Genomic DNA, 25,572 nt, shown 5'->3' with positions numbered 1-25,572 from the left:
CGCCGGGCAAGGTAGCGGGTCGTGCATGTCTTCGATCCGGCCGACCCCGGTTTCCTCGCCGACCCCTACCCCGCCTACGCCGCCCTGCGCGCCGCCGGGCCGGTCCACGACCACCCCGGTCTGGGCGTCCCGGTCGCGGTGACGCACGCGGCCTGCTCCGCCGTGCTGCGCGACCGCGGCCTGGGCCGCATCTGGTCCGACGCCGTGCCCGCGGCCGAGCTGGCCGCGTTCAACCTGCTGCACCGCAACTCGCTGCTGGAGCGTGAGGGCGAGCCGCACACCCGGCTGCGACGCCTGGTGGCCTCGGCGTTCGCCCGTGGCCACACCGAGCGGCTGGCCCCGCTGGTGCGGGCGCGGGCCGGGGCCCTGGTGGACGACCTGGTGGCCCGCATCCGCGACGGCGTCCCCGCCGACCTGGTGGAGCTCGTCGCCGCACCGCTGCCGGTCGCCGTGATCGCCGACCTGCTCGGCGTGCCGGAGGACCGCCGGGCGCCGCTGCGGAACTGGTCCGACGCGATCGTGCGGATGTACGAGCCCGACCCCGGCGACGACGGCCGTCGCGCGGCCGAGCGGGCGTCGGCCGACTTCACGGCGCTGCTGCGGGAACTGGTCGACGAGCGCCGGTCCGGCCGCGCCGCCCCCGCCGGGGACACCGGCACGGGACCGGACCTGATCACCGACCTGCTCGCCGTCCGGGACGCCGGGTCGCCGTCCGTCCGGCTCGACGAGGACGAGCTCGTCGGCACCGCGGTGCTGCTCCTGATGGCCGGGCACGAGGCGACGGTCAACGTCGTCGGAAACGGCGTGCACGCCCTGCTACGGCACCCGGACCAGTGGCAGCGGCTGCTCGACGACCCCGGACTGGTCGGAACGGCCGTCGAGGAGCTGATCCGCTTCGACGCACCGCTGCAGCTGTTCGAGCGGACCGCCGTCGTCGACACCACGGTGGCCGGCCACCCGGTCCCGGCGGGCACCCGGATCGCGACGCTGCTCGGCGCGGCGGGGCGCGACCCGTCCGTCTTCGGCGACGACGCCGACCGCCTCGACGTCGGCCGCTCCCCCAACCCCCACCTGGGCTTCGGGGCCGGGGTGCACTACTGCCTGGGCGCCCCGCTGGCCCGGCTGGAGATCGCCGAGGTGCTGCGCGCACTGCTGGAACGCCTGCCCGACGCCGTCGTCGACGGCGCGCCGGCCCGGCGGCCACGGTTCGTCATGCGCGGCTGGGCGGAGCTGCGGCTGACCGCCCACACCGTCCGATGAACCGAATGCCGCAATGATCTGAGAGCCGAACGGTCCATCCCTGGGAGCCGTCGGCGAATTGTCGACGGCGCCGCGCAATCAGCGACGGAAAAGGGGCGTCAAGAACGACCGGAACCGACGTCGACGACCCTCGGGCGACGTGGTGGAATCGACGACGATGGAATCGTGGTCGGAACTGCTGCGGACCGTTCTCGCCGTGCCGGGGACGGGGTACACCTGCGTCGCCGACCCCACCACGGGCGAGCTCGTCGCGGACGCCGGCGGGCGTGCCGTACCCGGCCTCGCCGAGGTGCTCGGCTGGGGCGCCGCGCAGGTCGTCGCCGACGGACCGGTGTTCGAGGACGCGGTGATCACCACCCGGGAGGGCGACCACCATCTCCTGCGGGCGCTGCCCCGCGACGGCGCGGCCCCGCTGCTCGCCTACGCCCACCTCGACCGGTCCGGCAGCCCGGTCGCGCTCCTCCGGCGGGCACTGCGCCCACCCGCGACAGCCCCGGCACGGACGGATCCGCAGTTCGCGACGCCTGCTGTCGACCCGGCCGCAGCCCCGGCACGTCCGATGATGCGGGCCCGGCCGGCCGCGCCCGTGGTGTCGCCGCCCGGGCCCGCGGACACCGCACCGGCGACGATCGCGGTGCCGAGGCCGTCGCCGGTGCCGGACGCCGAGCGCACCCCGGGACCGGCCGTCCCGCTCCCCCGGCGCGCGCCCGGCCCCGCCGAGCCGTCCGAGCCCCCCGCCGCGGCCGACGGTGACGACGCGCACGCCGGTGCCGTCCCCGAGGGCGGCCGGTGGGCCGACGACCTGGGCACCATGGCCCGGATCCTCGCCGCGCTGCGCCGTCTGGACCCGTCGTCGACCACAGGGTGACGACGGGGTGTTGACGCTCCGGAATTGCGCGTTATCGTTGTCCGTCCCGGCGCCGGAAAGTACTGAGATCATTTTCCACGGAATACGGAAAGGGATCGCGGCGCGGGCTCCCCGAGATCGTCGCGGCGACTGCCGCGCGGAAGGCTCCTGAGATGAACAACATCGATCGTTCCCTGGACATGGCCGCCAACATCAAGGGCGCGTTCGCGGTCGCGATCGTCGACTTCGACAGCGGCATGACCCTGGGGTCGCGCGGGGGCAGCCCCGAGTTCGACCTCGACGTCGCCGCGCCCGGGAACTCCGAGGTCGTCCGGACCAAGCTCGAGGTCATGCAGAAGCTGGGGCTGCGCGAGAACATCGAGGACATCCTGATCACCCTCGACACCCAGTACCACCTGATCCGGATCATCCGCGGCACCGACGAGCAGCTGTTCTTCTACCTCGTGCTCAACCGCGCCCAGGCCAACCTGGCGATGGCCCGCCGCGACCTGCGCGTCATCGAGCAGCAGTTCGCCATGACCTCGCCGCAGGCCGGTGCGCCGCAGCAGCAGGGCCAGGCGTTCTTCCCCGCCCAGCAGCGCTGAGGCCCCCGCGACCCACACGACCGATGGGACGTCACCGGCACGCCGTCGCCGTACGCACCGACGGGCTGGCCGCCGTACTGGGGCCGCTGTTCTTCGACCCGCGGATCCGCTCGGCGGCCCTGCTCGACGTGGACAGCGGGATGGTCCTCGACGTCTGCGGGCCCGACACCGCCGTCGGGCGGACGGGCCGGGGCGTCCCGGCGGCCCACGACCACCGCGACGAGGTCCGCGGTGCGGCGCACGCCGAGCTCGTCCGGATCGCGCTGGCCCTCGCCCCGAACGCGGGCGGGCGGCTCGGGCTCGTCCTGGAGGCGGGACCGGACCGGCACGTGCTGCGCACCGTCGCCGACCCGCACGGCGGGCGGCTGGCCCTGTCGGTGGTCGTGCGCGGTCCCGACCGGGCCGTGCGGCGGGTCCGCAAGCTGCTGGAGGAGGTCTCCGACGCCGCGCTGACCGCGGGTCCGTCGACGGCGGTCCGCCCCGGCTCGGCGGGCTGGGCGGCCACGCCCGTCGCTCCCGCGCCGCCGCCGGTTCCCCCGACACCCGCACCGGCACCGGTGGTGCGGCCGGACGCCCCCCGGGTGCCGGCTCCGCCCGGGTTCAGCCCGCCCGGTCCGCCGCCGTGGTCGGGACCGGTGCCGCCGTCGGCGCTGCCTGCGGGGCCGCCGCTCCCGCCGGGGCCGCGCCGGCCGTACCCGCCGTCGCCGACACCAGCAGCTGCCGGGGACCCTGCGGCCGCGTCGCCAGCAGAGCGGTGAGCAGGCGGACGACCCGGATCGTGCGCCACGCCGTGACCGCGGCGAGCACGTCGGCCCAGGCGTGCAGGACGACCCCGTCGGCCAGCGCCTGGGTGCCGGTGCGGAACCGCCAGACCAGGACGACCGCGCCGAGGACCACGCACGCCGCCCACAGCGCCCACCAGACCAGCAGCTCCCGCGACGGCGACGGCCGCCGTTCCGGCGGCAGGTCCAGCGCGGCGTGCTCGGTCTCGGCCAGCAGCGAACCGGGCGCGACCAGGTTCCAGCCGGGCACCACCCAGCCCGCGACGACCCATCGGCGGCTCCGCCAGGCGCGCGTGCCCGCGCGGTCCGCGGCGGCCCGGTAGGTCCACAGGCTCCACGAGATCATCAACACCCCGGCGGCGATCGTCGCCACCACCGAGGACCAGCCGCCGAACCACACCAGCGCGTCGGAGACCCCGACGGCCTCCGGGGACAACGCGTCGGACCGGCTGAACAGCAGGAGCACGTACCGCCACACCTCGGCGACGGCGGCGACCCCCGACACGACGACGACCACCCACAGCACGGGCACGAGCTGCGCGGCCAGCGCGCGGGCCCGGTCGACCGGCCGGAGCGGGCCCTCACCGGGGACCGGCGCGATCCGCCAGGGCCCCACCGGGAGACCCCAGCGCGGGACGGCGCGGTAGCGGGGCGGGCCGGCGTAGCGGTCCCGCCGGGCGGCCGTGGGCTCGGCGGCCGGCCCACCGGGCGTCGTCGCCACCCAGTCCAGGGCGGCCAGGTACCGGCCGCACCACGGGCAGAACGCACCCCCGCCGGGGGGCGCCGTCCGGCCGCAGCGCGGGCACGGCGGGCCCAGCCGTCGGGACGCCGGTGCGGACACGGGTCAGGCGATCCGGGGGGCGCTGCCGTCGTCGGTCACGACCGTGCGGCCCTGGGCGGCCCAGTCCTGCATGCCGCCCTCGACGTTCACCGCCGGGAAGCCCTGCTGGGCCAGGTAGGCGACGACCCGGGCCGACCGGCCACCGGAGCGGCAGACGACGTAGAGCGGGTCGTCGGTGGGGACCTCGCCCATCCGGCCGGCCAGCTCGGACATCGGCAGGTGACGGGCGTGCGGGGCGTGCCCTGCGGTCCACTCGTCGAGCTCGCGGACGTCCAGCATCGGGGCGTCGGCGGGGAGATCGGACACGCTCACGGCGGGAACCGGGTCGGACATGGCGCCATCCTGCCACGCCGCCCCGTCAACCCGCCGTGAGCGGCGCGGGTCAGCGGCCGTCGTCGCGGTAGAGCGACCCGTGCGGGATCGTCACCTCGTTCGGGTCCAGCGGCGGCTGGACGGCCCGGTAGCCGCCGGTGGCCTGCGCGGGGCGGTACCCGCCGGTGCCCTGCGGCCCGGGCCTGCGCCCGGTCCCGAACCGGTCCGGACGCCCGTCGGCCCCGACCGCGGGCTGGGTGCCGGTCAGCCCGGTGTTGCCGAACAGCTCGCCGGCCTGGCGGCTGGTCTGCGGCCGCTGCTGCCCCGGGTTCGGCCGGGGCTGCGGACGCGGCTGCGAGCGGTGCCGGCCGGATCCCTCGGCCTCGCGCCGGGGGATCCCGATGAGGTCCTCGGCGGGCACGGCGGTCGGCTTCGGCGCCTCCTTCGGCGCGGTGGTCGCGCGCACCGCACCGGCACCGGTGAGCGAGCGGACCTCCATCTCGGCGTAGCGGGCGGCGTTGAACCGTTCGCGGCCGCCGAGGAAGGTGCCGATGATCCCGAGGGCGAAGGACACCGGGATCGACACCAGACCGGGGTTGGACAGCGGGAAGAACGCGAAGTCCGCGTTCGGCACCATCGAGGTCGGGGACCCGGACACGGCCGGGGAGATCACGATGAGGCCCACGCAGACGATCACGCCGCCGTAGATGCTGCACAGCGCACCGGCCGTGTTGAACCGCTTCCAGAACAGCGAGAACAGGATGGTCGGCAGGTTCGCCGACGCGGCGACGGCGAACGCCAGCGCGACCAGGAAGGCGACGTTCTGGCCGTTGGCGACGATCCCGCCGCCGATCGCGACCAGGCCGATGACCAGCGCGGTCGTCCGGGCGACCTTCACCTCGGCCTCCGGCGTCGCGTTGCCGCGGCGGAGCACGTTGGCGTAGACGTCGTGGGCGAACGAGGCCGACGCGGTGATCGTCAGACCGGCGACGACCGCGAGGATCGTCGCGAACGCCACCGCCGAGATGAGGCCGAGCATGATCTCGCCGCCGAGCGCGTAGGCCAGCAGCGGCGCGGCGTCGTTCTGGTTCGCACGGGTGATCGTCCCGGGCGGCAGCAGCGCCGTCGCGCCGTAGCCGAGCACCAGCGTGAACAGGTAGAAGATGCCGATCAGCCAGATCGCCCAGACCACCGATCGCCGGGCCTCCTTGGCCGAGGGCACCGTGTAGAAGCGCATCAGGATGTGCGGCAGACCCGCCGTGCCGAGCACCAGCGCGAGCCCCAGCGAGATGAAGTCGATCTTGTTCGTGTACTGCAGGCCCGGGTTGAGGATGGCCTCGCCGCGCTCGGAGTTCTCGGTGGCCTGCTCCAGCACCGCGGACAGGTTGAACCCGTAGCGGCCGAGCACCCAGGTGGTGAGCACGGCGGCACCGGTGAGCAGCAGACCGGCCTTGATGATCTGCACCCAGGTGGTGCCCTTCATGCCGCCGAACAGCACGTAGACGACCATCAGGCCGCCGACGACGACGATCACCAGCGCCTGCGACAGCGTGTCGGTCTTCGGGATCTGCAGCAGCAGCGAGATCAGCCCGCCGGCCCCGGCCATCTGCGCGATCAGGTAGAAGAGCGAGACGACCAGCGTCGAGGTCGCTGCGGCCGCGCGGACCGGGCGCTGGCGCATCCGGAACGCCAGGACGTCGCCCATCGTGAAGCGGCCGGTGTTGCGCAGCAGCTCCGCGACGAGCAGGAGCGCCATCAGCCAGCCGACCAGGAAGCCGATGGAGTAGAGGAAGCCGTCGTAGCCGTAGAGCGCGATGGCTCCGGCGATGCCGAGGAACGAGGCCGCGGACAGGAAGTCACCGGCGATCGCGGTGCCGTTCTGCGGGCCGGTGAACGCGTGGCCGCCGGTGTAGTAGTCGGCGCGCGTGGCGTTCGTGCGGCTGACCCGCAGCACGATCATCAGGGTCACGATCACGAACAGCAGGAAGAACCCGAGGTTCGCGGTGACCGAGCCGACCGACTCGGCCTGGGCCAGTACCGACGTGGTCATGCGCGCACCTCCGCCTGCTCGACCCGGGCGCGCAGCTCGGCGGTCGGGCCGTCGATCTCACGCTCGGCGAACCGGACGTACAGGGTCGTGATCAGGAAGGTGGAGACGAACTGGCCGAGGCCGACGAGCAGCCCGACCGTGATCGTCCCGACGACCCGGATGGACATGAACTCGGGGGCGTAGCTGGCGAGACCGACGTACGCGAGGTACCAGGCGAGGAAGATCGCGGTCATCGGGAACACGTAGCGCCGGAGACGGCTGCGGTACGCCCGGAACTCGGGACTCGCCTGGACCTGCTGGTAGATCGTGCCGGCCGAGCGCTCTGCGGGGCTGCTCATGGCGCCGGTTCCTTTCGGGTCGTGCTGCGGGGAGCCGGGCCGCGTCGTGGCCGGGGGACCGCGGCGCGCCCCCCGGGGGACACACTTCACCCGGAACAACGACGGGGTATCGCATCGGGGAACGTCGTTGCGTGCCGTTACCGACGAAGAACCCCGGTCCGGACGAACCGACCCGTCCGAACGGTGACGCTGTGTAGATCCGTTCGGGGAGACCCGTCAGGCTCTGTCGTCCAATCGGTCCCGCATGAGACCCAGTCGTTCGGGTGCGTGCAGGCGCAGCAGCACCTGGCCGGCGTCGGCGGGGCGGCGCGCGCGGGTGAACCTGGAGACCAGCGCCATCGTCGCGAACGCCAGCGGCACGCTGACGATCGCCGGCCGGTACAGCAGGACCCCGATCCAGCCGGCCGACGGGCCGAGCCCGGAGACGTCGGCGCCGGCCAGCGCGGCGACGACCGCCCCGGCCGACACCACCCCGCCGACGACGACCCCGGCGATCGCGCCGACGTCGGTCAGCCCGCGCCACCAGATGCCCAGCACCAGCAGCGGGCAGAACGTGGACGCGGCGACGGCGAAAACGAGCGCGACGGCCTCGGCGAAGTTCAGGCCGGTCGGCACGAGCGCGACGACGGTCGGCGGCACCCCGGCGAGCACCGTCGCCAGCGGGAAGCGCCGGGTCATCCGGCCGTGGCGGGGCAGCACGTCGGTGGACACGACGCTGGCCAGGCTGACCAGCAGGCCCGACGCCGTCGACAGGAACGCGGCCCACGCCCCCGCCGCGACGAGGCCGCCCACCAGCGCACCGAGCAGCCCGCTGCCCAGGATCGCGGTCGGGAGCAGCAGCACCGCGGCGTCGGTGCGGCCGGTGACCAGCAGCTGCGGGGTGTAGACCCGCGACAGCACGCCGAGCAGGGTCACCAGCACGTAGAAGCCGCCCAGCATCGCCAGGACGAGTACGGCGCTGCGCCGGGCCGCCCGGCCGTCGGAGTTGGTGTAGAAGCGGCCGAGCACGTGCGGCAGGCCCATGGTCCCGAGGAACGTGGCGAGGATCAGCGAGTAGGTCGCGAGCAGCTGGTGCTGCTCGGAGCCGGTGAACGGGCGCAGCCAGCTCTCGTCGTCGGTGGGGGCGCCGCGGGTGACCGGTACCGGGTCGCCCGCCGCGAAGCGCAGCTCGGTCCCGGCGGTGACCTCGTGGGTGGACCCGGCGACCCAGCGCAGCGGGCCGTCGACGGCCTGCCCGTCGACGGTGCCGCGGGCGACGACGTCGACGGCCAGCCGCGCCTCCAGCGTCACCGGCGTGGCGACCGAGACGGTCGTGGGCTCACGGAACTCCGGCGGCTCGTCGCGGGCGAAGGTGTGGCCGTCGCCGAGCCACACGGCCAGGCCGATCACGGCGGGCACGGCGAGCGCGGTCAGCTTGAACCAGTACTGGAACGCCTGCACGAACGTCACCGACCGCATCCCGCCGAGCGCGACGGTGGCGACCACGATCACCCCGGCCGCTCCGGAGCCGATCCAGTCGGGCAGACCGGTGACGATGCCGACGGTCAGCCCGGCGCCCTGCAGCTGCGGCAGCAGGTAGAGCCAGCAGATGACGATGACGACGGCCGCGCACACCTTGCGCAGCATCGGCGAGGCGAGCCGGGCGTCGGCGAAGTCGGGGACGGTGTAGGCGCCCGACCGGCGCAGCGGCGCGGCGACGAACAGCAGCAGGAACAGGTAGCCGGCGGTGTAGCCGACGGCGTACCAGAGCGCGTCGACGCCCTGGACGAGGATCAGCCCCGCGATGCCGAGGAACGACGCCGCGGAGAGGTACTCACCGGAGATCGCGCCGGCGTTGAGCCGTGACGGCACCGACCGGGACGCGACGAGGAAGTCCGAGGTCAGCCGGGTCCGGTGGGCGACGGAGCCGATCACGGCGGACGCGACCGCCACCAGGACGATCGCGACCAGCGACAGGATCGCGGTCAGACTCATCGATCGGCCACGTCGTCGGCGAAGTCCTGTTCCGCCGCTTCCGCGGAGCTCACGTACCACCAGCCCAGGCCGAGCAGGAACGGGTAGACGAGCACGCCGAGCAGCAGCCAGGGCAGCCGGATGCCGAGCACCTCGACCTGACCGATCACCGGGACCGCGATGAACAGCGCGGGCAGCACGCCCAGCCCGATCAGCGCGACGACGCTGACCCGCAGCGCGAGCAGCAGCTGGGTGCGGACCAGCGAGTTGCGCAGCAGGGTGCCGACGGCGCCGGGGTCCTGCACGTCGGACAGCCCGCGCGAGGACTGCGCGGTGGAGCGGCGTTCGGAGAGCACGACGCGGACGCGCCCGGCGCCGGGCCCCTCGCCGTCGGCGTCGTCGAGCTCCTCGACGGCCGCGGGCGGGTCGGTCGGCTCCGCGGAGAACGGGCGCGGGCGGGCCCCGGTGTAGGGCGCCGCGGCGGCCGGCGCGAACGGCTCCGGCGCGGGCTCGGCCGAGGGCTCGGGAGCCGGGGCGACGACGTCGACCTCGGGGGCGCGCCAGATGACCTCGGTGCGTTCGAGGGGGCCGCCGCGCAGCTCGTCGAGCTCCTCGTCGAGCTCGTCCTCGTCGGGGAGGTCGTCGTCCAGCTCGTCGTCGGCACGGTCGGCGGAGTCCGCGAGGCGGTACGGCACCGGTGCGACGGGGCCGCGCCGTCCCGCCGCGGACCAGCGGGTGGGGACCGGACGGGTCTCGGGGGACTCCTCGGGGCGCGGCCGGTCGGCCGGTGCGACGACGGTCGTGTCCCCGTTCCCGGTACGGGCCGGGATCCCGGCGTCGGCCGTGCCGTGGGTGTCGGCCGTGTCCGTGCCACGGGCCGTGTCGGTGCCGGTCGCACTGTCCGTGACACCTGCCGTGCCGGTCGCGCCCGCGGTCCCGGGGGCGCCGGTCGTGTCGGTGGTGCCCGCCAGGAGCGCGCTGCGGTCGGGGGACCAGGTGTTCGACCACGACGTCGCGCCCGGGACTCGCTGGGGCAGACCGGAGCCGCCGCTCGAGGGGGGCCACTGCTTCCCGCTGTCGGCGACGCCCGGTGCCGGGGTCACCCCCGGGGCGGACGGCCAGCCGTCGCCGGGGCGCACACCCTCCGGGGCGTAGGGATCCGGCACGAGGTTCGCACGGGTCCGGGCCGGGCGGGAGCGGGTGGGCTGGAGCGGCCGGACGTCGCTCTCACACGCGTCGGGGTCGTCGGGGGCGTCGGAGTCGCGGGCGTCCGGGTCGCGGGCGTCCGGGTCGCGGGCGTCCGGGTCGCGGACGTCGGGGGTGCGGACGTCGGGGGTGCGGACGCCGTCGCGCGGGGCGCCGTCGCGCCGGGTGGCGTCCTGCGGGCGGGGGGCGTCCTGCGGGCGGGGGGCGGCCGGCGCGGGGGCGGTGGGCGACGGCGCGGCGGCCGCAGTAGTCCCGGCCGGGTTCGCGACGCCACGGGCGGCCGCACCGCGGGGCGGGTCGGCCTGGTCGGGATCGGGGGCGGGAGCGTCGTGGTGGTCGGGCTGCCCGCCGTCCCGCGGCCGCGGCCCGGCCGGGTCGACCCGGGCGTGCCGGCCGGTCGCCCCGGCCCGGTCCGCGACGCGACGGGCGATCTCGGCCTGGAGCCAGCCGGCGCCGCTGTCGTCGGCGGGTTCCTCGACCGCGCGGCGGGCCCGGCGGGCCGCGCGGCCCCCGGTCGCCGCGGTCGCGTCCCGGTCGCCGGAGCCCGGGTCGCCCGGCCCCTGGGCGCCGGGTCCCTGGCTGCCCGGACCCTGGCTGCCCGGTCCGTGGGTGCCGGGCGCCCGGGTGCCGGGGGCAGGGGCGATGTCACCGGGCGCGGCGCTGTCGGGCGTCGGGCCGCCGGACGTCGGGCCGACCGCGGGTGCAGGCGCGGCCGGAGCGACACCACCGGTGCGCGCACCGGCCGCCTCGGGTCCCGGTCCGGCGGTCGGTCCCGTACCGGGGGTCGGTCCCGTACCGGGGGTCGGTCCCGTACCGGGGGTCGGTCCCGTACCGACGGTCGGTCCCGGGCGGGGGTTCGGTTCCGGGCGGGGGCTCGGCCGGGGGCCGGCGCCCGGCGCGGGCCGCCCACGGTCGTCGGGCGCACCGGGCCCCGGCACCGGACCGTGCGGCGACGCGGCGGCGGGCGCTCCCCCGGTCCCGGGCGCGCCGTAGCCGCCGGCCGGCCGCGGGTGCGGACCGGACGCGAACGAGCCACGCGGCTGCGCCGGGATGGCGTTCCCGGACGGCTCCGACGCGAGGGCGACGCGGCGGTTGCGGTGCTCGAGCGCCGGGTTCCAGGCGTCCAGACCGGCGACGGCGCCGTCGGGGTACGGGCGCGACCGTGCGGGGTCCGGACGCTCCTCGGGCGCGGCGGGGCCCTGGTCCGCCCGGGCCCCGGCGGCCGTCGCGTCGGGCTCGGTGCCGGGCCGGTCGGACCCGTCGAGATCGTCCGCGGCCCGGTCGGACTGCGGACGCACCGACGGCGAGACGCCGCCGGTGGACCTGCTCACCTCTGGCTCCACGCCTGCTTGGTCGCGCGGACGAGGCGGTCCTTCAGTTCACGGGTGTGCCGACGACTGACCGGCAGCTCCGCGGTCTCCGGGCCGGATCCGATGCGCACGACGTAGCCGGACCCGGCCAGCCGCAGCTCGGTGACCAGCGGCAGCGCCACCAGGTACGAGCGGTGGATGCGCACGAAGCCGGCGTCGCGCCAGCGGTCCTCGAGCACCGACAGCGGGATCCGGACGAGGTGGCTGCCCTCGGTGGTGTGCAGCCGGGCGTAGTCACCCTGCGCCTCGACGTAGCGCACGGCGGACCGCGGTACCAGCTTCGTGGTGCCGGCCAGCTCCACGGGGATGACCTCGTCGTCGCCGCCGGTCTCCTCGCGCACGGTCTCGACCGGCCCGCTGCGACGGGTCGACAGGATCCGGTCGAGTGCGGCGGAAAGGCGCTCGGTGCGCAGCGGCTTGAGGAGGTAGTCGATGGCACCGACGTCGTAGGCGTCGACCGCGCGGTCGTCGTGCGCGGTGACGAAGACGATCGCCGGCTGCACGGCCATGTTCTGCAGCACCCGGGCCAGCTCCAGGCCGTCGAGACCGGGCATGCGGATGTCGAGGAACACGGCGTCGATGTCGGTCTGCTCGGCGACGTCCGCGCCGCCCCCCGCGCCGGCTCCCGCGGCCGCCCCGGCCCGGCGGCCGTTCAGGATGCGCAGGGCCTCGGTGGACTCGCCGGCCTTGAGGACCGTCGCGACGCGCGGGTCCTCGTCGAGCAGGTAGGCCATCTCCTCGAGCGCGGGCTGCTCGTCGTCCACCGCGAGAACGACCAGTCCGCGAGTGGTGTCGTTGCTGTCCACGATCTCCTCATCCTGCTTCCGGGCCTGCGCCGGGAAGCCCATCCGCTCGATGATCGCCCGGCGCCGCGACCATGGTGACGTGCCGACGCGCGTGATGCCAGGGCACGAACCGGATCGGTGACCGTCCGGACACGGGGTGCAGCTCGGCCGTGGTACGCACGGTCACCGGTGTCACAGCCCGTAACGGGCCCACGCCGCCCGAGTCTCGAGGGCGGAGAGCAGCTCGTGCCCGGCCCCGGCGATGCCGCCGGAGAGGCCGGCCTGGGCCGCGGACCCGCCGGCGCCGAGGCGGGCGAGCAGCGGCCTGCGCTGCTCCACCGGGCGCTGCTCGGCGTCGGGGAAACGTTCGGTCAGGACGTCGTGGGCGCTGCCGATGCCGTCCACCAGGCCCAGCTCGCGGGCCCGCTCACCCAGCCACACCTCGCCGTCGAACAGCTCGGTGTCGGTCGCGAGCCGGTCGCCACGCCGCTCGCGCACCCATCCGGTGAACCGGTCGTGCAGCTGTTCCTGCAGGCCGGTGAGCCAGGCGACGTCCTCGGACCGCTCAGGCAGGAACGGGTCCAGCCGCGACTTCGACCCGCCCGCGGTGTGCAGCCGCCGGGAGACACCCCATCGCTCGATCAGGCCGTCGAGCCCGAACCCGGCGCTGATCACGCCGATCGAGCCGACGATCGAGGTGGAGCAGGCGTAGATCTCGTCGGCGGCGCAGGCCAGCCAGTAGCCACCGGACGCGGCGACGTCCTCGCAGAACGCGAGCACCGGCACGTCCTTCTCCGCCGCCAGCGAGCGGATACGGTCCCCGATCAGCTGGGACTGGGTCGGCGAGCCGCCCGGGGAGTTGATCACCAGCGCGACGGCGGCGAGCCGCTCGGGCGCGAACGCCCGTTCCAGCACCTTCTCCATCGACGAGATGCTCAGCACCTGCCGCGGTACCGGCGCGGCCTGGGCGCTGATGACGCCCTGCATCCGCACGACCGACACCACCGGAGGGCCGACCGACTCACCCAGCCTTCCGGGCAGACGGGAGGTCACCGCCGCGGGAATACGCAGGACGTCCATGCCGTCCCACCGTACGCGCGAGCACAGGGTGACGTGGTGTGACCGGATCGGCACAGCTCGCGACCACCTGGTTCACCCGTACGGCCCAGCCGATCGCCGGAGGGTCCCACGGATGCCCGCCGGTCAGGCCCGGATGCCCGCCCGGAACTTCGGCACCCGCAGCGTGATCTTCATACCGGCGCCGATGTTGGTGTCGACGACGAGGCCGAAGTTGTCGCCGAATGCCGAGCGCATGCGGTCGTCGACGTTGCCGAGGCCGACGTGCGCGCCGGAGAGGTGGGCGTCGTCGAGGTCCTCGTTGAGCCGGGCCGGGTCCATGCCGACGCCGTCGTCCTCGACGACGATCACGCACTCCGACCCGGCGTTCTCCGCCCGGATGGTGACGGTGCCGCCGTTGGGCTTGCCGGACAACCCGTGCCGGACCGCGTTCTCCACGAGCGGCTGCAGCGCGAGGAAGGGCAGGACGACGTTCTGCACCTCCTGGTCGATCTGGAGCTTGATGTTGAGCCGGTTCCCGAAGCGGGCCTTCTCCAGCCGGACGTAGCGCTCGATGTTGTTCAGCTCGTCGAGCAGCGTCGTGTACTCGCCGGCCGAGCGGAACGAGTAGCGGGTGAAGTCGGCGAACTCGATCAGCAGCTCGCGGGCCCGCGCCGGGTCGGTCCGGATGAACGAGGCGATCGTGGTCAGTGCGTTGTAGACGAAGTGCGGGGAGATCTGGGCACGCAGGGCGCGGACCTCGGCGCGGTTGAGCCGGGCCCGGGAGTCGTCGAGCTCGGCGAGCTCCAGCTGGCTGGAGACGTAGCGCGCGACCTCACCGGTGGCCCGCAGCACCGGCGGGCCCGCCGTCGACGGGGTCAGCGCGGCGAGCGTGCCGATGATGTTCCCGTCGCTCTCCAGCGGGACGACGACGATCCCCCGCACCTCGCAGCCGGGCTGGTTGCACTTGATGGAGGTGTGGCTCATCAGCTCCATCCGGCCGGTCCGGACGACCGTGTCGGCGAGCGTCTGCACGTCCTGCTGGTGCTGGTCGGCGGTGCCGTCCCAGCCCAGGACGGTCCCGCGGGAGTCGGTCATCGCCATCGCCGTGGTCTCCAGCAGCTGGCGCAGGTACGGCAGCGCCTGCGACGCCGAACGCGACGACAGCCCCTCGCGCAGCACCGGCGCGGCCAGCGCGACCGTGTGCAGCGCGGAGAACGTGGCCTTGGCCAGCGGCGAGACCATCGTGTTGCGCCGGTTGCGCTGCCACAGGAAGAAGAACACCGCGACCACGCCGACGACGACCGCCACCACGAGCAGCAGCGCCATGGACGGGGTGAGCGTGGTGGATCCGTCCACGACTGCGAGCACCCCCGTTCCCGCGCCCGCCACTAGCGCACCAACCGGGACAGGCGGCGGTCGGCGAGCGGTTTCCCCCCGGTCTGGCAGGTCGGACAGTACTGGAACGATCTCTCCGCGAACGACACCTCGCGCACGGTGTCGCCGCAGACCGGGCAGGGCAGCCCGGTGCGGGCGTGCACCCGCAGCCCGGAGCGCTTCTCCCCCTTGAGCTCCGCGGCGCCCTGGCCGACCGAGCGGGCCACCGCGTCGGACAGCACGGCGTGCAGCGACTCGAACAGGGTGTCCCGGGCGGCGGCGTCGAGCCGGGACGCCGTGGCGTAGGGCGACAGGCGCGCGGTGTGCAGGATCTCGTCGGAGTAGGCGTTGCCGATGCCGGCGAGCGTGGACTGGTCGACCAGCAGCGTCTTGAGCCTGCGGTTGTCACCGTCGAGCAGCTCGTCGAGACCGGCCCGGCCCAGCTCCAGCGCGTCCGGCCCCAGCTTCGCGATGCCCGGGACCTGCGCCGGGTCCTCCACCAGGTACACGGCGAGCCGCTTCTGGGTGCCCTGCTCGGTGAGGTCGAAGCCCGGCCCGCCGACCTGGTCGAGGTGAACCCGCAGCTGCAACGGGCCGCGGCCCGGCTTGGGCGGGGTGACGCCCGCCGTGGTGTGCCAGCGCAGCCAGCCGGCCCGGGACAGGTGCGTGACCAGGTGCAGCGGGCCGGTGTCGGGGCGGTCGTCGAAGTCGACCGACAGGAACTTCCCGAACCGCGACGCCCCGGTCACCACCCGGCCCACCAGCGCCGACACCGGTGGGTCGAACGTCTTCAGCGCGCTCATCGAGGCCAGGTCCACCCGGGCCACCGGGCGGTACACGGCGTGCTCACGCAGGTGGTGGGCCAGGGCCTCCACCTCGGGCAGTTCGGGCACCGCGACTCCTAGTTGATCGGCTGCAGCGGGCTGTCCGCGTGGCCGGGCGTCGAGCGGTTCTTGAGGCTGCGCACGACCACCTTGGTCTCCTCGCGTGCGGTGGCGAGCCCGCGCACCATGCCCGTCCACTTCTCCGGGGGCAGGTCGTAGCCGCCCTGGGTCTTCGCGGTGATCGTGAACGGCCTGCGCAGCAGCCAGCGGAACGGGAAGAAACCCAGTCCGACGATGACGACGAGCCAGTAGAACCAGGGGAAGACCACCCCGCCGGGCACCCAGACGACGAGGACCAGCCAGAAGAACACCAGCGTGCCGAGGATCAGCACGACCGCGCCGTTACCCGCGTCGACGTCGTGCTCGAACTCGTCACCGACCGCCGGCGTGGTCCACTCGATCCGCCGGCTCACCTGCCATTCACGGTAGTCCGCCGCGATGACCGTCTTCGTCGTCAAGGTGTCCGCTCCCCTGCCCCGGTACCGCTCACGATGTTCCCACAGGGGGCCGACAGAACCGAGTACCCGCGCGCGGGCCACCCGGCGGTGCGGGGCCGCGCGGGGCCTCAGCAGGCGGGTTCGACGGGCTCGCGTTCCGGGGCGCCGGGGGCCAGCAGCTCCGAGCGGGTCAGCACGACCGGGTCCGGGCCGTCGTTGCGCAGCTCGTTGGGCCTGCCGTCCTCCAGGAAGAACGCCTCCCCCGGGCCGAACGGGCGCGGCTCGCAGGAGTCGGCGCGCTGCACGGTCACCGTGCCGGACCGCACGACGGTGATCACCGTGCCGGGGTGGCGGACCCAGCCGCTCGCCTGGCCCGGCTGCAGCACCTCGGTGCGCACGAGAAGCTCGGCGGGGCCGGGCGTGGAGATGTCGACGGGGCGGTCCAGGCGACCCACCGCGTCGGAACCCGCCTGGGCCGCGGTCACACCGGGGACCTCGGGGCCACCGGGGGCGGCCGCGGAGGTGGTCGGCGCCGCGGACCGGTCGGCCGGGACGATCTCGACGGTCGTCCCGTCGGAGGGTGCGGCGTCGGACTCGTGGCCGAGCTGCCCCGGCTGGGCACACCCCGCGAGCAGGGCGGCGGTCGCGACCAGCAGGGCCGGTCCGAGAAGGTGACGGGCGAGCGGCACGGGCGGTGTCCCTCCGGGCGCGATGCGTGATCGCACCGCACGCTAGTGGCCGATCACCACGCGAGCGGCAGCCGGGTCGTCCCGTTGATGAAGTTGGAGGTCAGGCGGCGCACCTCCCCGTCGAGCCGGGCCGGCGGCAGGCGCAGGAACGCGGTGAGGAAGGCCCGCATCTGCATCCGGGCGAAGTGCGCGCCCAGGCACAGGTGCGGCCCCTGCCCGAACGCCAGGTGCTCGTTCGGGGAGCGGGTGATGTCGAAGGTGTCCGGGTCGGCGAAGCGGCGCTCGTCGCGGTGCGCCGAGCAGTGGTAGACGACGACCTTGTCCCCCGCCGCGATCTCCGCCCCGTTCAGGACGTGGTCGCGGGTGGCGGTCCGGCGGAACGTCAGCACCGGCGGGTGCCAGCGCAGGATCTCCTCGATCGCCGACGGCAGCAGCCCCGGTTCCGTGCGCAGGCGGGCGTAGGCGTCGGGGTGCCCGACGAGCGCGAGCACCCCGCCCGGCAGCGCGCTGCGCACCGTGTCGTTGCCCGCGATGACCAGCAGGAAGAAGAACATGTGCAGCTCGGGTCCGGTGAGTGCGCGACCGTCGACCTCGGCGTGCACCAGTGCGGTCATGACGTCGTCGCCGGGCTCGGCGCGCTTGCGCTCGGCGAGGGCGTCGGCGTAGCCGAACATGTCGGCCAGCGCGGCCGGGGAGCGCGGGTTCACCGGTGGACCCTCGGCCGCGTGGTCCGGGTCCTGGTAGCCGATCACCCGGTTCGTCCAGTGCAGCAGCATCGGGCGGTCCTCGACCGGCACGCCGAGCAGGTCGGACAGGTTCTGCAGCGGGAACTCGTCGGTGACCCGCCCGACGAGCTCGCAGCCGCCGTCGTCGCGCACGGCGTCCAGGAGCGCGTCGGCGCGGCGCTGCACCGCGGCGGCGAACCCCTCCAGCCGGCGACGCGTGAACGCCCCGGTGACCAGCGTCCGCAGCCGGGCCTGCTCCGGCGGGTCCATGTTGAGCACCATCCGGCGCAGGAACGGCAGGTCGGCCGGGTCGGGGTCGCGGATCTGCGTCGCCCCGAGCGACGACGAGTAGTCGGCCGGGCTGCGCAGGACGTGCCGCACGTCGTCGTAGCGGGTGACGGCCCAGAACCCGGGTCCGGCCGGCCACGGGCCGACGGCGTGCTCGTCCTGCCAGGAGACGGGCGCGGCGTCGCGCAGCAGCCGCAGCGCATCGTGCGGCACCCCGCGGGCGAACACGCGCGGGTCGAACACATCGGTGTCGATCCCGACCGGGTCGACCCCATCGGGGCCGCTCACCGGTTCGCCACCTCGATCAGCGTGTCCGCATGGCAGGGCACGTCCTCGGCGCACCAGCAGCACAGGTCCTTGCCCGCGAGCTCGACCCGGGCCCGTTCGACCAGGTCGGGGCGCTCGTCGAGCAGCCAGCGGCGGTGCGCGGCGATGGCCGGTGCCCGCCCCATCTCACGCACGTCGAAGGGGTTGCCCCACGGTCCGGGCCGGGTGACGAGCACCGCGCCGTCGGGTTTGCGCCACCCCTTCGTGCGACGCAGCCGGATCCGCTGTGGAGTGCTCACGAACCGCACCGTAATCAGGTGGCGCAGCTCACGGCCAATCGCTTTGCATTGCGCAACGCATCGGCGCATGCTTGCGCAAGTCAACTAGTTGCGTGATACATGCACTACCGAGAGGGGGTCCGCGATGAGCACCGCACACGCTGCCGCCGCCGAGCCCGCCGACGCCGACCTGGAGCTCGCCGACTCGATCGTCCGGGAGCTGTTCCTGCTGGTCCGCCAGGTGAAGCGGTCCGGTGAACGGCACCGCCCCGAGATGATCGTCGACATGGCCGCGTACCACGTGCTGGCCCATCTCCACTTCGGCGGCCCGCAACGGGCCGGCGAGGTCGCCGCCACCTTCCACTCCGACCCCTCCACGATCAGCCGACAGGTGTCCGGCCTGGTCAAGGCGGGTCTCATCGAGCGGCGCGCCGACCCCGGCGACGGGCGCGCCTCCCTCCTCGCCGCGACGGACGAGGGCGTCCGCGTGATCGAGACCGAGCGACGCCGTCGCGCGCACGTCATCGCCACCGTGCTGGCCGCGTGGAGCCCCGACGACCGGCAGGCCCTCACCGGACTGCTCGGCCGCTTCCTCGACGACTACCAGACCTTCGAAGCACAGGAGTCCTGAGAATGTCCACCGCTGCCGCCAGTGCGCAGCGCCCCGTCGCCACCTCCGGCGACGGCGAGCTGACGCACCGGCAGATCCTGACCGTCCTGGGTGGACTGATGCTGGGCATGTTCCTGGCCGCCCTGGACCAGACGGTCGTCTCGACCGCGATCCGCACCATCGCCGACGACCTGTCGGGCCTCAACCTGCAGGCGTGGGCGACGACGGCCTTCCTCATCACCAGCACCATCACCACGCCGCTGTACGGCAAGCTCTCCGACATCTTCGGCCGCAAGCCGCTGTTCATGACCGCGATCACGATCTTCCTGATCGGGTCCGTGGCCTGCACCCTGGCCTGGTCGATGTACTCCCTGGCCGCGTTCCGCGCGCTGCAGGGCCTCGGCGCCGGCGGCCTGATGTCGCTGGCGCTGACGATCCTCGGCGACATCGTGCCGCCGCGCGAACGTGCCCGGTACCAGGGCTTCTTCCTGGCCGTGTTCGGCACCTCGAGCGTGATCGGCCCGGTCATCGGCGGCCTGCTGTCCGGTGTGGACACCATCGTCGGCATCGACGGGTGGCGCTGGATCTTCCTGGTCAACGTGCCCATCGGGCTCGTCGCGCTGGTCGTCGTCCAGCGGGTGCTGAACATCCCGCACGTCCCGCGGCCCGCACGGATCGACTGGCCCGGCGCGCTGGCGCTGGCGCTGTGCCTGGTGCCGCTGCTGATCGTCGCCGAGCAGGGCCGCGAGTGGGGCTGGGGCTCCACCTCGTCGATCGTCTGCTACGTCATCGGTGGCGTCGGCCTGCTGCTGTTCCTGCTGGCCGAGCGTGCCTACGGCGACGCCGCGCTGCTGCCGCTGCGGCTGTTCCGCACCGGCATCTTCTCGCTGTCCGCGGTGCTCAACCTGCTCATCGGTATGGCGATGTTCGGCGGCATCGCGCTGCTGCCGCAGTTCCTGCAGATCGTGCACGGCGCGACGCCCATCGAGGCCGGCTTCATGATGCTGCCGCTGGTCGGCGGGATCATGGTCGCGTCGATCCTCTCCGGCCAGCTGACCTCCCGCACCGGCCGCTACAAGATCTTCCCGGTGATCGGCACCGCGTTCATCACGATCGCGATGGTGCTGCTGTGGCAGACCGTCACGCCGTCGATCCCGATCTGGCAGCTCGACCTGACCATGGCCCTGCTGGGTCTCGGCCTGGGTCTGTGCATGCAGACCCTCGTGCTCGCCGTGCAGAACGCGATGCCCGCCCGCGACATGGGTGTCACCACCTCCTCGGTGACGTTCTTCCGGCAGATGGGCGGCACGCTGGGCACCGCGATCTTCCTGTCGGTGGTGTTCTCCACCGCCGGCGACAAGATCGCCGACGCCATCCGCGCCGCGCTCGGCACGAGCTCGTTCCGGGCCGCGCTGACCGACCCCGCCGTCGCGACCGACCCGGCCAACGCGCAGGTCGTCGGGGCGCTGCAGTCCGGTCAGGCCGGCGGCCTGTCCACCTCGGTGCTGGCCGACTCCTCTTTCCTGCAGCGGATCGACCCGCGGCTGGCCGCACCGTTCCAGGAGGGCTTCACCAGCGCGATGACGCTGGCGTTCCTCATCGCGGCCTGCGTGATCGCGGTGGCCTTCGTCCTGGTGCTGTTCGTCAAGGAGCTGCCGCTGCGCACCATGTCCGGTGCGCAGGCCGCCCGGGCCGAGGCCGCGGGCGAGGGTGCCGCCGCCGCGTCGGTCCCGACCGAGGCGCTCGGGACGGTCGCCCCGGCCCCCGCCCCGGCCGGGCGGGTCGACGGCGGTGGGCGCGGAGCGGACATCGCGCCGCCCACCACGCCGCTGCCCGTCGTCGCCCGGCAGGAGCCGCCGCACCCGGCGCCCCGGCCGAAGCCCCAGCCGCGTCCGCACAACGGCACCGTCGGTGACGCCGCCGCGGCCGCGGGCCTGGACCACCTGCCCTCCACGGGCGGCGACGGCCCGGCCGTCACCGGACGGGTCCAGGGCGGCGCCGGCGCGCCGGTCCCCGGGGCGGTCGTCACCGTCACCCGGCTGTCCGGCGACCAGGTCGGTCGCACCACGACCGACGACGACGGCCACTACCGCATCACCGTCGACCAGCCCGGACGTTTCCTGGTGGTGGCGGCCTCGGCGGCGCTGCCGCCGCACGCCGCCACGGTCTCGGTCGGCACCGATCCGGTCCGCCACGACGTGCGGCTGTCGGTCAGCAGCGGCATCCGCGGCACCGTGCTCGACGCCGCGGGCACGCCACTGCCCGGGGTCACCGTCTCGCTGATCGACCACGGCGGCGACGTCGCCGCGGCAGGCCGATCCGGTGAGGGCGGCCGCTGGGCGCTCGACGGCGTCCCGGCCGGGCGCTACACGCTCACCGCCGCCGGCGAGGGCGTCGACCCGGTGGCGGTCGGCGTCGAGGTGCCCGGCTCCGGCACGGCGGTCCAGGACCTGCGGCTGCCGCAGCGCTCCCGGCTCACCGGCCGGGTCACCGCGGCGCCCGACGGGCACCCGGTGGCGCACGCACTGGCCACGCTGATCGACGCCGAGGGCGCCGTCGTCGGGTCGCGGCTGTCCGGCCCGGACGGGACCTTCGCGTTCGAGGGCCTGCCCGCGGGCAGCTACACCCTCGCGACCAGCGGCTACGCCCCGGTCGCGAACGTGGTCGCTCTCGAGCCGGGCCGGGTGACCCACTCCGACGTGGAGTTCCCGCTCCCGCTCGACGGGCAGGCGTCCAGGAACGGCGCCGCGTCCCCGACGGTCGACGGCAACGGGCTGCAGAACGGCCGGCACGTCCGGGAGGGCGAGCAGGGTCTGCGGGGCGAGGCGCACCGCTGACCCACCCGTCCGTGTTCCACGTGGAACGTCCCGGCTCCCCCGTCACGGGAGGGCCGGGGCGTTCGGCGTCTACAGCGCGATCGCCGCGCCCACCCCCGACCGCGGGTCGACCGCGGCGTGCAGCGTCCCCCGCCCGCCGCCGCCCGGGACGGCGACCCCGGTCCCGACCGCGCACATCCGGCCCAGGGCCCAGGCACCCGCGTCCTCCACGACGTGCCCGCGACGGGTCAGACCGGCGAGGGTGCCGGCCCCGAGCCGCGACTCGACGACGAGCCCGTGCGGCTCCCAGCCGCGCGGCGCGAAGGACGCGGGGAACGCCGTCGAGTGCCAGGTCGGCGCGTCGATCGCGGCCTGCAGGTCCAGCACGCCGTGCATCAGTGCGAGCAGGAAGGCGAGCTGCCACTGGTCCTGCTGGTCCCCACCGGGCGTCCCGAAGGCGAGCGCGGGCTCGCCGTCGCGCAGCGCCAGCGACGGCGACAGCGTCGTGCGCGGCATCCGCCCGGGCGCCAGCGTGCTCGCGAGCCCCTCCTCCAGCCAGAACATCTGGCCGCGGGTGCCGAGGCAGAAGCCCAGCGCCGGGATCGTCGGTGACGACTGCAGCCAGCCCCCCGACGGCGTCACCGAGATCATGTTCCCGGCGGCGTCGACGACGTCGACGTGCACCGTGTCCCCGCGGGCGACGCCGTCCCGCGACACCGTCGGCTCGCCGGTGCCCGGCCCCTCCGTCCCGGAGCCGCGCCCGGCGCCCGGGGTCGCCGCGTAGTCCCCGATCCGCGGCGTGCGTCCGCCCGGCGCGCCGGGTCGCAGCCCGCCGTCCGAGGCCGGGCCGATCAGGCCCCGCCGGTCGTCGGTATAGGCGTCGGAGAGCAGGTCGGCGAGCAGGTCGGGGGTCGCGCCGTCGCCGTACCAGGCCTCCCGGTCGGCGAAGGCGAGCTTCGCGGCCTCGGCGGCGGCGTGCACCGTGTCGAGGGTCGCGACACCGCCGGGCAGCTCCAGGTCCAGGCCCGCCAGCAGCCGCAGCTGCTGCAGCAGGACCGGTCCCTGCGACCACGGGCCGCACTTCGCGACCGACCAGCCGGCCCCGGCGTCGGCGACGAGCGCGTCCTCGTAGTGCGCCGACCAGCCGGCCAGGTCGTCGGCGGTGAGCAGACCGGTGTGGTCGCGCCCGGTCTCGTCCCGGACCGGGGTCGCGGCGATCCGGCCGATCTCCTCGGCGACGAACCCGCGGTACCAGGCGTCGCGGGCGGCGTCGATCCGCGCCTCCCGGCTCGGGCCGACGGCCTCGTCGAGCAGCCGGCGCCAGGTCGCGGCCAGCACGGGCAGCCGCACCAGCTCGCCCGCGGCGGGGACCCGGCCGTCGGGCAGCCAGGTCGCCGCCGACGACGGCCAGTGCGTGCGGAAGTGGTCGGCGACCGTGCCGATGGCCGCGGGCACCCGCGGGACCAGCGGGAACCCGCCCGCGGCGTAGCCGAGCGCCGGTGCGAGGACATCGGCGAGCTCCCAGGTGCCGTGATCGCGGAGCAGGGTCAGCCAGCCCTCCCAGGCCCCGGGGACCGTCGCCGGGAGCAGGCCGGTGCCGGGGACGATCGTGAGGCCCAGGTCGCGCAGCCGGTCGGCCGTCGCGGCGGCCGGTGCCACGCCCTGGGCGCACAGCACCCGCGGGACGGGGTCGGCCGCGGTGACGAACACGGCGGGCAGCTCACCTCCGGGCCCGCACAGGTGCGGCTCGACCACCTGCAGCACGAACCCGCAGGCGACGGCGGCGTCGAAGGCGTTCCCGCCCCGCGCCAGCACCGTGGCCGCGGCGGCGGTGCCGAGATGGTGGGTGCTGCTGACCGCGCCGTGCGGCCCGATCCGGTCGTGTCCTCTGGGTGCCACGACCCGGATCCTCACACGCTCGCGTGTGACCCGCGGACCTCAGGCGAGGTCGCGCAGCTCGCTCACCAGCGGGACCTCCAGCACCCGGTCCGAGGACATCCACTCGCGCAGCGCGTGGGTGGCCAGCACGTCGTCGGTGTTGTAGCCCAGCAGCCGCTCCCGCTGGACCGGGTCGGGCTCGCCGCCGTCGAGCGCGACGGCGTCGCGGTACCAGCGCATGGAGTTCTCCCCACCCGCCTCCGGGTCCCGCCAGGAGAACCCGGCGGCGGGAGCGATCTTCTTCAGCCCCTTGCCCTGCGAGCACAGGAACCAGGTGGAGACCACGCCGTAGAGGTCCACCCAGCACGGGTCCGCGACGAACGCGCGCACCTCGGCCTCGGTCGGTACCCCGGGCATCCCGGCGAACCGCTGCGCCGAGGCGATCATCCAGCGGTTCTCGGCCTGCTCGTTGTAGCAGTAGGCGGCGAACGTGCGCCCGGACGCGAGCGTGGCGGCGCGCAGGCCCGCGAACCACGTCCAGAACTCCCCGAACGAGCGCCCCTCGTCGCGGGTGGGCAGCGGGTCCCAGGTCGCGAACGCCCGGTAGCCGGGCTCCGGGTCCCCGTCACGGGCACCGCCGGGCAGCGTCAGCAGCGCACCCCACAGGTAGGCCCCGGACTCGCCGAAGCTCTCCATGTCGACGTCGACCTCGACGTCGGCGCGCGTGACCGGCACCCGCGGCACCCGGCGGGCGACGGCGAGTCCCCGGCGGCGTGCACGGGCCAGCGCCACGAGGTCGGTGAACGGCGGCCCGGGCAGGGGGCCGGTCAGCTCGGCGGGCGGGTCCGCCGGGTCCAGCGCGGCCAGTCCCGCGACGGTCGCGACGCCCGACTCCCGCAGCAGCCGCGCCGTCTCGCCGTGGGCGACCAGGCTGACGTCGTCGACCTGCTCCAGCTCGGCCTCGCACGTCGGCCACCAGGGGCAGCGGCGGCACTCGGTGATCCGCGACGGCGCCGCGAGCGCGGGCCCGCCGGTCGCCGCGGCCCGGGCGACGGCGGCCCGGTCGGTGAACCGCGCGTCGTATTCCTCCAGCGTGGACCGCCCGCCGGGCCAGTGCCCGGCCCGCAGGTCGTGCCAGACGACCACGTCGGCGTCCAGCCCGATCACCCCGCCGAGCCGCGGGGCCGACTCCGGCGGCGCCCAGCCCGCGGCCTCCAGCAGCCGGGTCAGCTGGGCCAGGGCCAACAGGTCGCGCGGCTGGGAGCGGACCTTGCGGTCCGGGTCGTGCCGGGCACGCTGCGGCCACGGGTCGGTGACGGCGGTGGTGCGCGCGCCCTCGCCCGGATCGGTGATCCGGCGGCGCACGACGAGCAGCGGGACGTAGCCCCCGGTGGGCGTGCGCACGAGCAGCTCCGCGGTGCCGCGCCGGTCGCCGTCGACGGGCAGTACCGCACCCCAGACCAGCGGTGCACCGGCCGCGACGAGCTCGGCCGTGCGCTCCGCCCGAGCCGCCCGCGGACCGGCGCCGGTCCCGGTCGGCCCGGCCGCGCCGTCCGGCCAGGTGCTCGCCCAGTCCGCCCCCCAGGTGCGCGCGAGCAGCTCGCCGATCCGCACCCGGTGCGCCGCCGCGTCGGCCCGGCGCTGCTCGATCGCCGGGTCCGGGAGCGCCCGCGGCCGTTCCGCCGCCGACGGGTCGTGGTCCAGGTGCACCCGGCGGCGGCACCCGCTCAGCGCCGCCGCGTCCAGCAGGACACGGGGTGCGGTACGCGGTCCGGTCGAGGTGCTCACGGCTCCCGAGGGTAGAGACCACCCCCGACAGGAACGGATCCGCGTGACGCCCCGTTCCCCCACCCGGGTGGTGTCGGTCCTGCGCGTGCGGTGGGCGGGGCCCTAGGCTGCGTCGACACGGCGATCATCT

Annotated in this window: 20 protein-coding genes and 1 pseudogene; 5 read left to right on the top strand and 16 right to left on the bottom strand. The window is 75.0% G+C overall.

Features of this window, described 5'->3' with window-relative positions:
• Positions 1 to 21 precede the first annotated feature (21 nt).
• The 3 genes from MTO91_RS00430 (at position 22) to MTO91_RS00420 (ending at position 2,712) form a co-directional block, all read left to right on the top strand.
• A complete protein-coding gene (locus MTO91_RS00430; protein WP_476653270.1) occupies positions 22 to 1,260 on the top strand; it encodes a cytochrome P450 in 1,239 nt (412 codons plus the stop codon).
• A gap of 157 nt (positions 1,261 to 1,417) precedes the next feature.
• A complete protein-coding gene (locus MTO91_RS00425; RefSeq protein ID WP_476653269.1) occupies positions 1,418 to 2,128 on the top strand; it encodes a hypothetical protein in 711 nt (236 codons plus the stop codon).
• A gap of 152 nt (positions 2,129 to 2,280) precedes the next feature.
• Positions 2,281 to 2,712, top strand: coding sequence for a hypothetical protein (locus tag MTO91_RS00420; protein ID WP_178376579.1), 432 nt, complete (start codon positions 2,281 to 2,283; stop codon positions 2,710 to 2,712).
• A 600-nt stretch (positions 2,713 to 3,312) separates the two neighbouring features.
• On the opposite strand, the gene MTO91_RS00415 is transcribed toward MTO91_RS00420, so the two are convergent.
• The 14 genes and pseudogenes from MTO91_RS00415 to MTO91_RS00350 all read right to left on the bottom strand — a co-directional run bounded on the left by MTO91_RS00415 (position 3,313) and on the right by MTO91_RS00350 (position 18,371).
• Complete coding sequence (locus MTO91_RS00415; RefSeq protein WP_476653267.1) at positions 3,313 to 4,335, bottom strand: DUF4328 domain-containing protein; 1,023 nt, start codon at positions 4,333 to 4,335, stop codon at positions 3,313 to 3,315.
• 3 nt (positions 4,336 to 4,338) lie between these two features.
• Complete coding sequence (locus MTO91_RS00410; RefSeq protein WP_062399145.1) at positions 4,339 to 4,668, bottom strand: rhodanese-like domain-containing protein; 330 nt, start codon at positions 4,666 to 4,668, stop codon at positions 4,339 to 4,341.
• A gap of 436 nt (positions 4,669 to 5,104) precedes the next feature.
• Positions 5,105 to 6,697, bottom strand: a pseudogene (locus tag MTO91_RS00405) (solute symporter family protein); the annotation flags it as partial.
• The gene (locus tag MTO91_RS00400; RefSeq protein WP_062399142.1) at positions 6,694 to 7,035 is read right to left on the bottom strand and encodes a DUF485 domain-containing protein; all 342 of its coding nucleotides are present in this window, start codon (positions 7,033 to 7,035) and stop codon (positions 6,694 to 6,696) included. The gene MTO91_RS00400 and the pseudogene MTO91_RS00405, both read right to left, overlap by 4 nt.
• A 216-nt stretch (positions 7,036 to 7,251) precedes the next feature.
• A complete protein-coding gene (locus MTO91_RS00395; RefSeq protein ID WP_208818730.1) occupies positions 7,252 to 9,009 on the bottom strand; it encodes a sodium/solute symporter in 1,758 nt (585 codons plus the stop codon).
• Positions 9,006 to 11,525, bottom strand: coding sequence for a hypothetical protein (locus tag MTO91_RS00390; protein WP_476653263.1), 2,520 nt, complete (start codon positions 11,523 to 11,525; stop codon positions 9,006 to 9,008). Before MTO91_RS00390 ends, MTO91_RS00395 begins: the two co-directional genes overlap by 4 nt.
• Positions 11,522 to 12,370, bottom strand: coding sequence for a LytR/AlgR family response regulator transcription factor (locus MTO91_RS00385; RefSeq protein ID WP_476654977.1), 849 nt, complete (start codon positions 12,368 to 12,370; stop codon positions 11,522 to 11,524). Before MTO91_RS00385 ends, MTO91_RS00390 begins: the two co-directional genes overlap by 4 nt.
• Positions 12,371 to 12,541: 171 nt before the next feature.
• The gene (locus tag MTO91_RS00380) at positions 12,542 to 13,429 is read right to left on the bottom strand and encodes a S49 family peptidase (protein WP_346107817.1); all 888 of its coding nucleotides are present in this window, start codon (positions 13,427 to 13,429) and stop codon (positions 12,542 to 12,544) included.
• Between the two features lie 123 nt (positions 13,430 to 13,552).
• Positions 13,553 to 14,764, bottom strand: coding sequence for a sensor histidine kinase (locus MTO91_RS00375; protein ID WP_224401013.1), 1,212 nt, complete (start codon positions 14,762 to 14,764; stop codon positions 13,553 to 13,555).
• 32 nt (positions 14,765 to 14,796) lie between these two features.
• Positions 14,797 to 15,675, bottom strand: coding sequence for a DNA-formamidopyrimidine glycosylase family protein (locus tag MTO91_RS00370; protein ID WP_100879139.1), 879 nt, complete (start codon positions 15,673 to 15,675; stop codon positions 14,797 to 14,799).
• An 8-nt stretch (positions 15,676 to 15,683) separates the two neighbouring features.
• On the bottom strand, positions 15,684 to 16,079 hold the full coding sequence (locus tag MTO91_RS00365) for a hypothetical protein (RefSeq protein ID WP_301549056.1): 396 nt from the start codon (positions 16,077 to 16,079) through the stop codon (positions 15,684 to 15,686).
• Positions 16,080 to 16,231: 152 nt separating this feature from the next.
• Positions 16,232 to 16,792, bottom strand: a complete 561-nt coding sequence (locus tag MTO91_RS00360) for a cupin domain-containing protein (protein WP_100879138.1) — start codon at positions 16,790 to 16,792, stop codon at positions 16,232 to 16,234.
• Between the two features lie 53 nt (positions 16,793 to 16,845).
• Positions 16,846 to 18,093, bottom strand: coding sequence for a cytochrome P450 (locus tag MTO91_RS00355; RefSeq protein WP_476653261.1), 1,248 nt, complete (start codon positions 18,091 to 18,093; stop codon positions 16,846 to 16,848).
• A complete protein-coding gene (locus MTO91_RS00350; RefSeq protein ID WP_073573834.1) occupies positions 18,090 to 18,371 on the bottom strand; it encodes a DUF4326 domain-containing protein in 282 nt (93 codons plus the stop codon). Before MTO91_RS00350 ends, MTO91_RS00355 begins: the two co-directional genes overlap by 4 nt.
• Positions 18,372 to 18,495: 124 nt before the next feature.
• On the opposite strand from MTO91_RS00350, the gene MTO91_RS00345 reads away from it, so the two are divergent.
• Entirely contained in the window at positions 18,496 to 18,981 is a 486-nt protein-coding gene (locus MTO91_RS00345) for a MarR family winged helix-turn-helix transcriptional regulator (RefSeq protein WP_073573755.1), read from the top strand.
• Between the two features lie 2 nt (positions 18,982 to 18,983).
• A complete protein-coding gene (locus MTO91_RS00340; protein WP_476653259.1) occupies positions 18,984 to 21,797 on the top strand; it encodes an MFS transporter in 2,814 nt (937 codons plus the stop codon).
• Between the two features lie 69 nt (positions 21,798 to 21,866).
• On the opposite strand, the gene MTO91_RS00335 is transcribed toward MTO91_RS00340, so the two are convergent.
• Positions 21,867 to 23,675, bottom strand: coding sequence for a gamma-glutamyltransferase family protein (locus MTO91_RS00335; protein ID WP_476653257.1), 1,809 nt, complete (start codon positions 23,673 to 23,675; stop codon positions 21,867 to 21,869).
• A 39-nt stretch (positions 23,676 to 23,714) separates the two neighbouring features.
• Positions 23,715 to 25,442, bottom strand: coding sequence for a TM0106 family RecB-like putative nuclease (locus MTO91_RS00330; RefSeq protein ID WP_476653256.1), 1,728 nt, complete (start codon positions 25,440 to 25,442; stop codon positions 23,715 to 23,717).
• Positions 25,443 to 25,572: the final 130 nt, after the last annotated feature.

Source organism: Pseudonocardia sp. 2-7, assembly GCF_056341085.1.
This window is presented reverse-complemented; position numbering and strand designations above follow the sequence as displayed.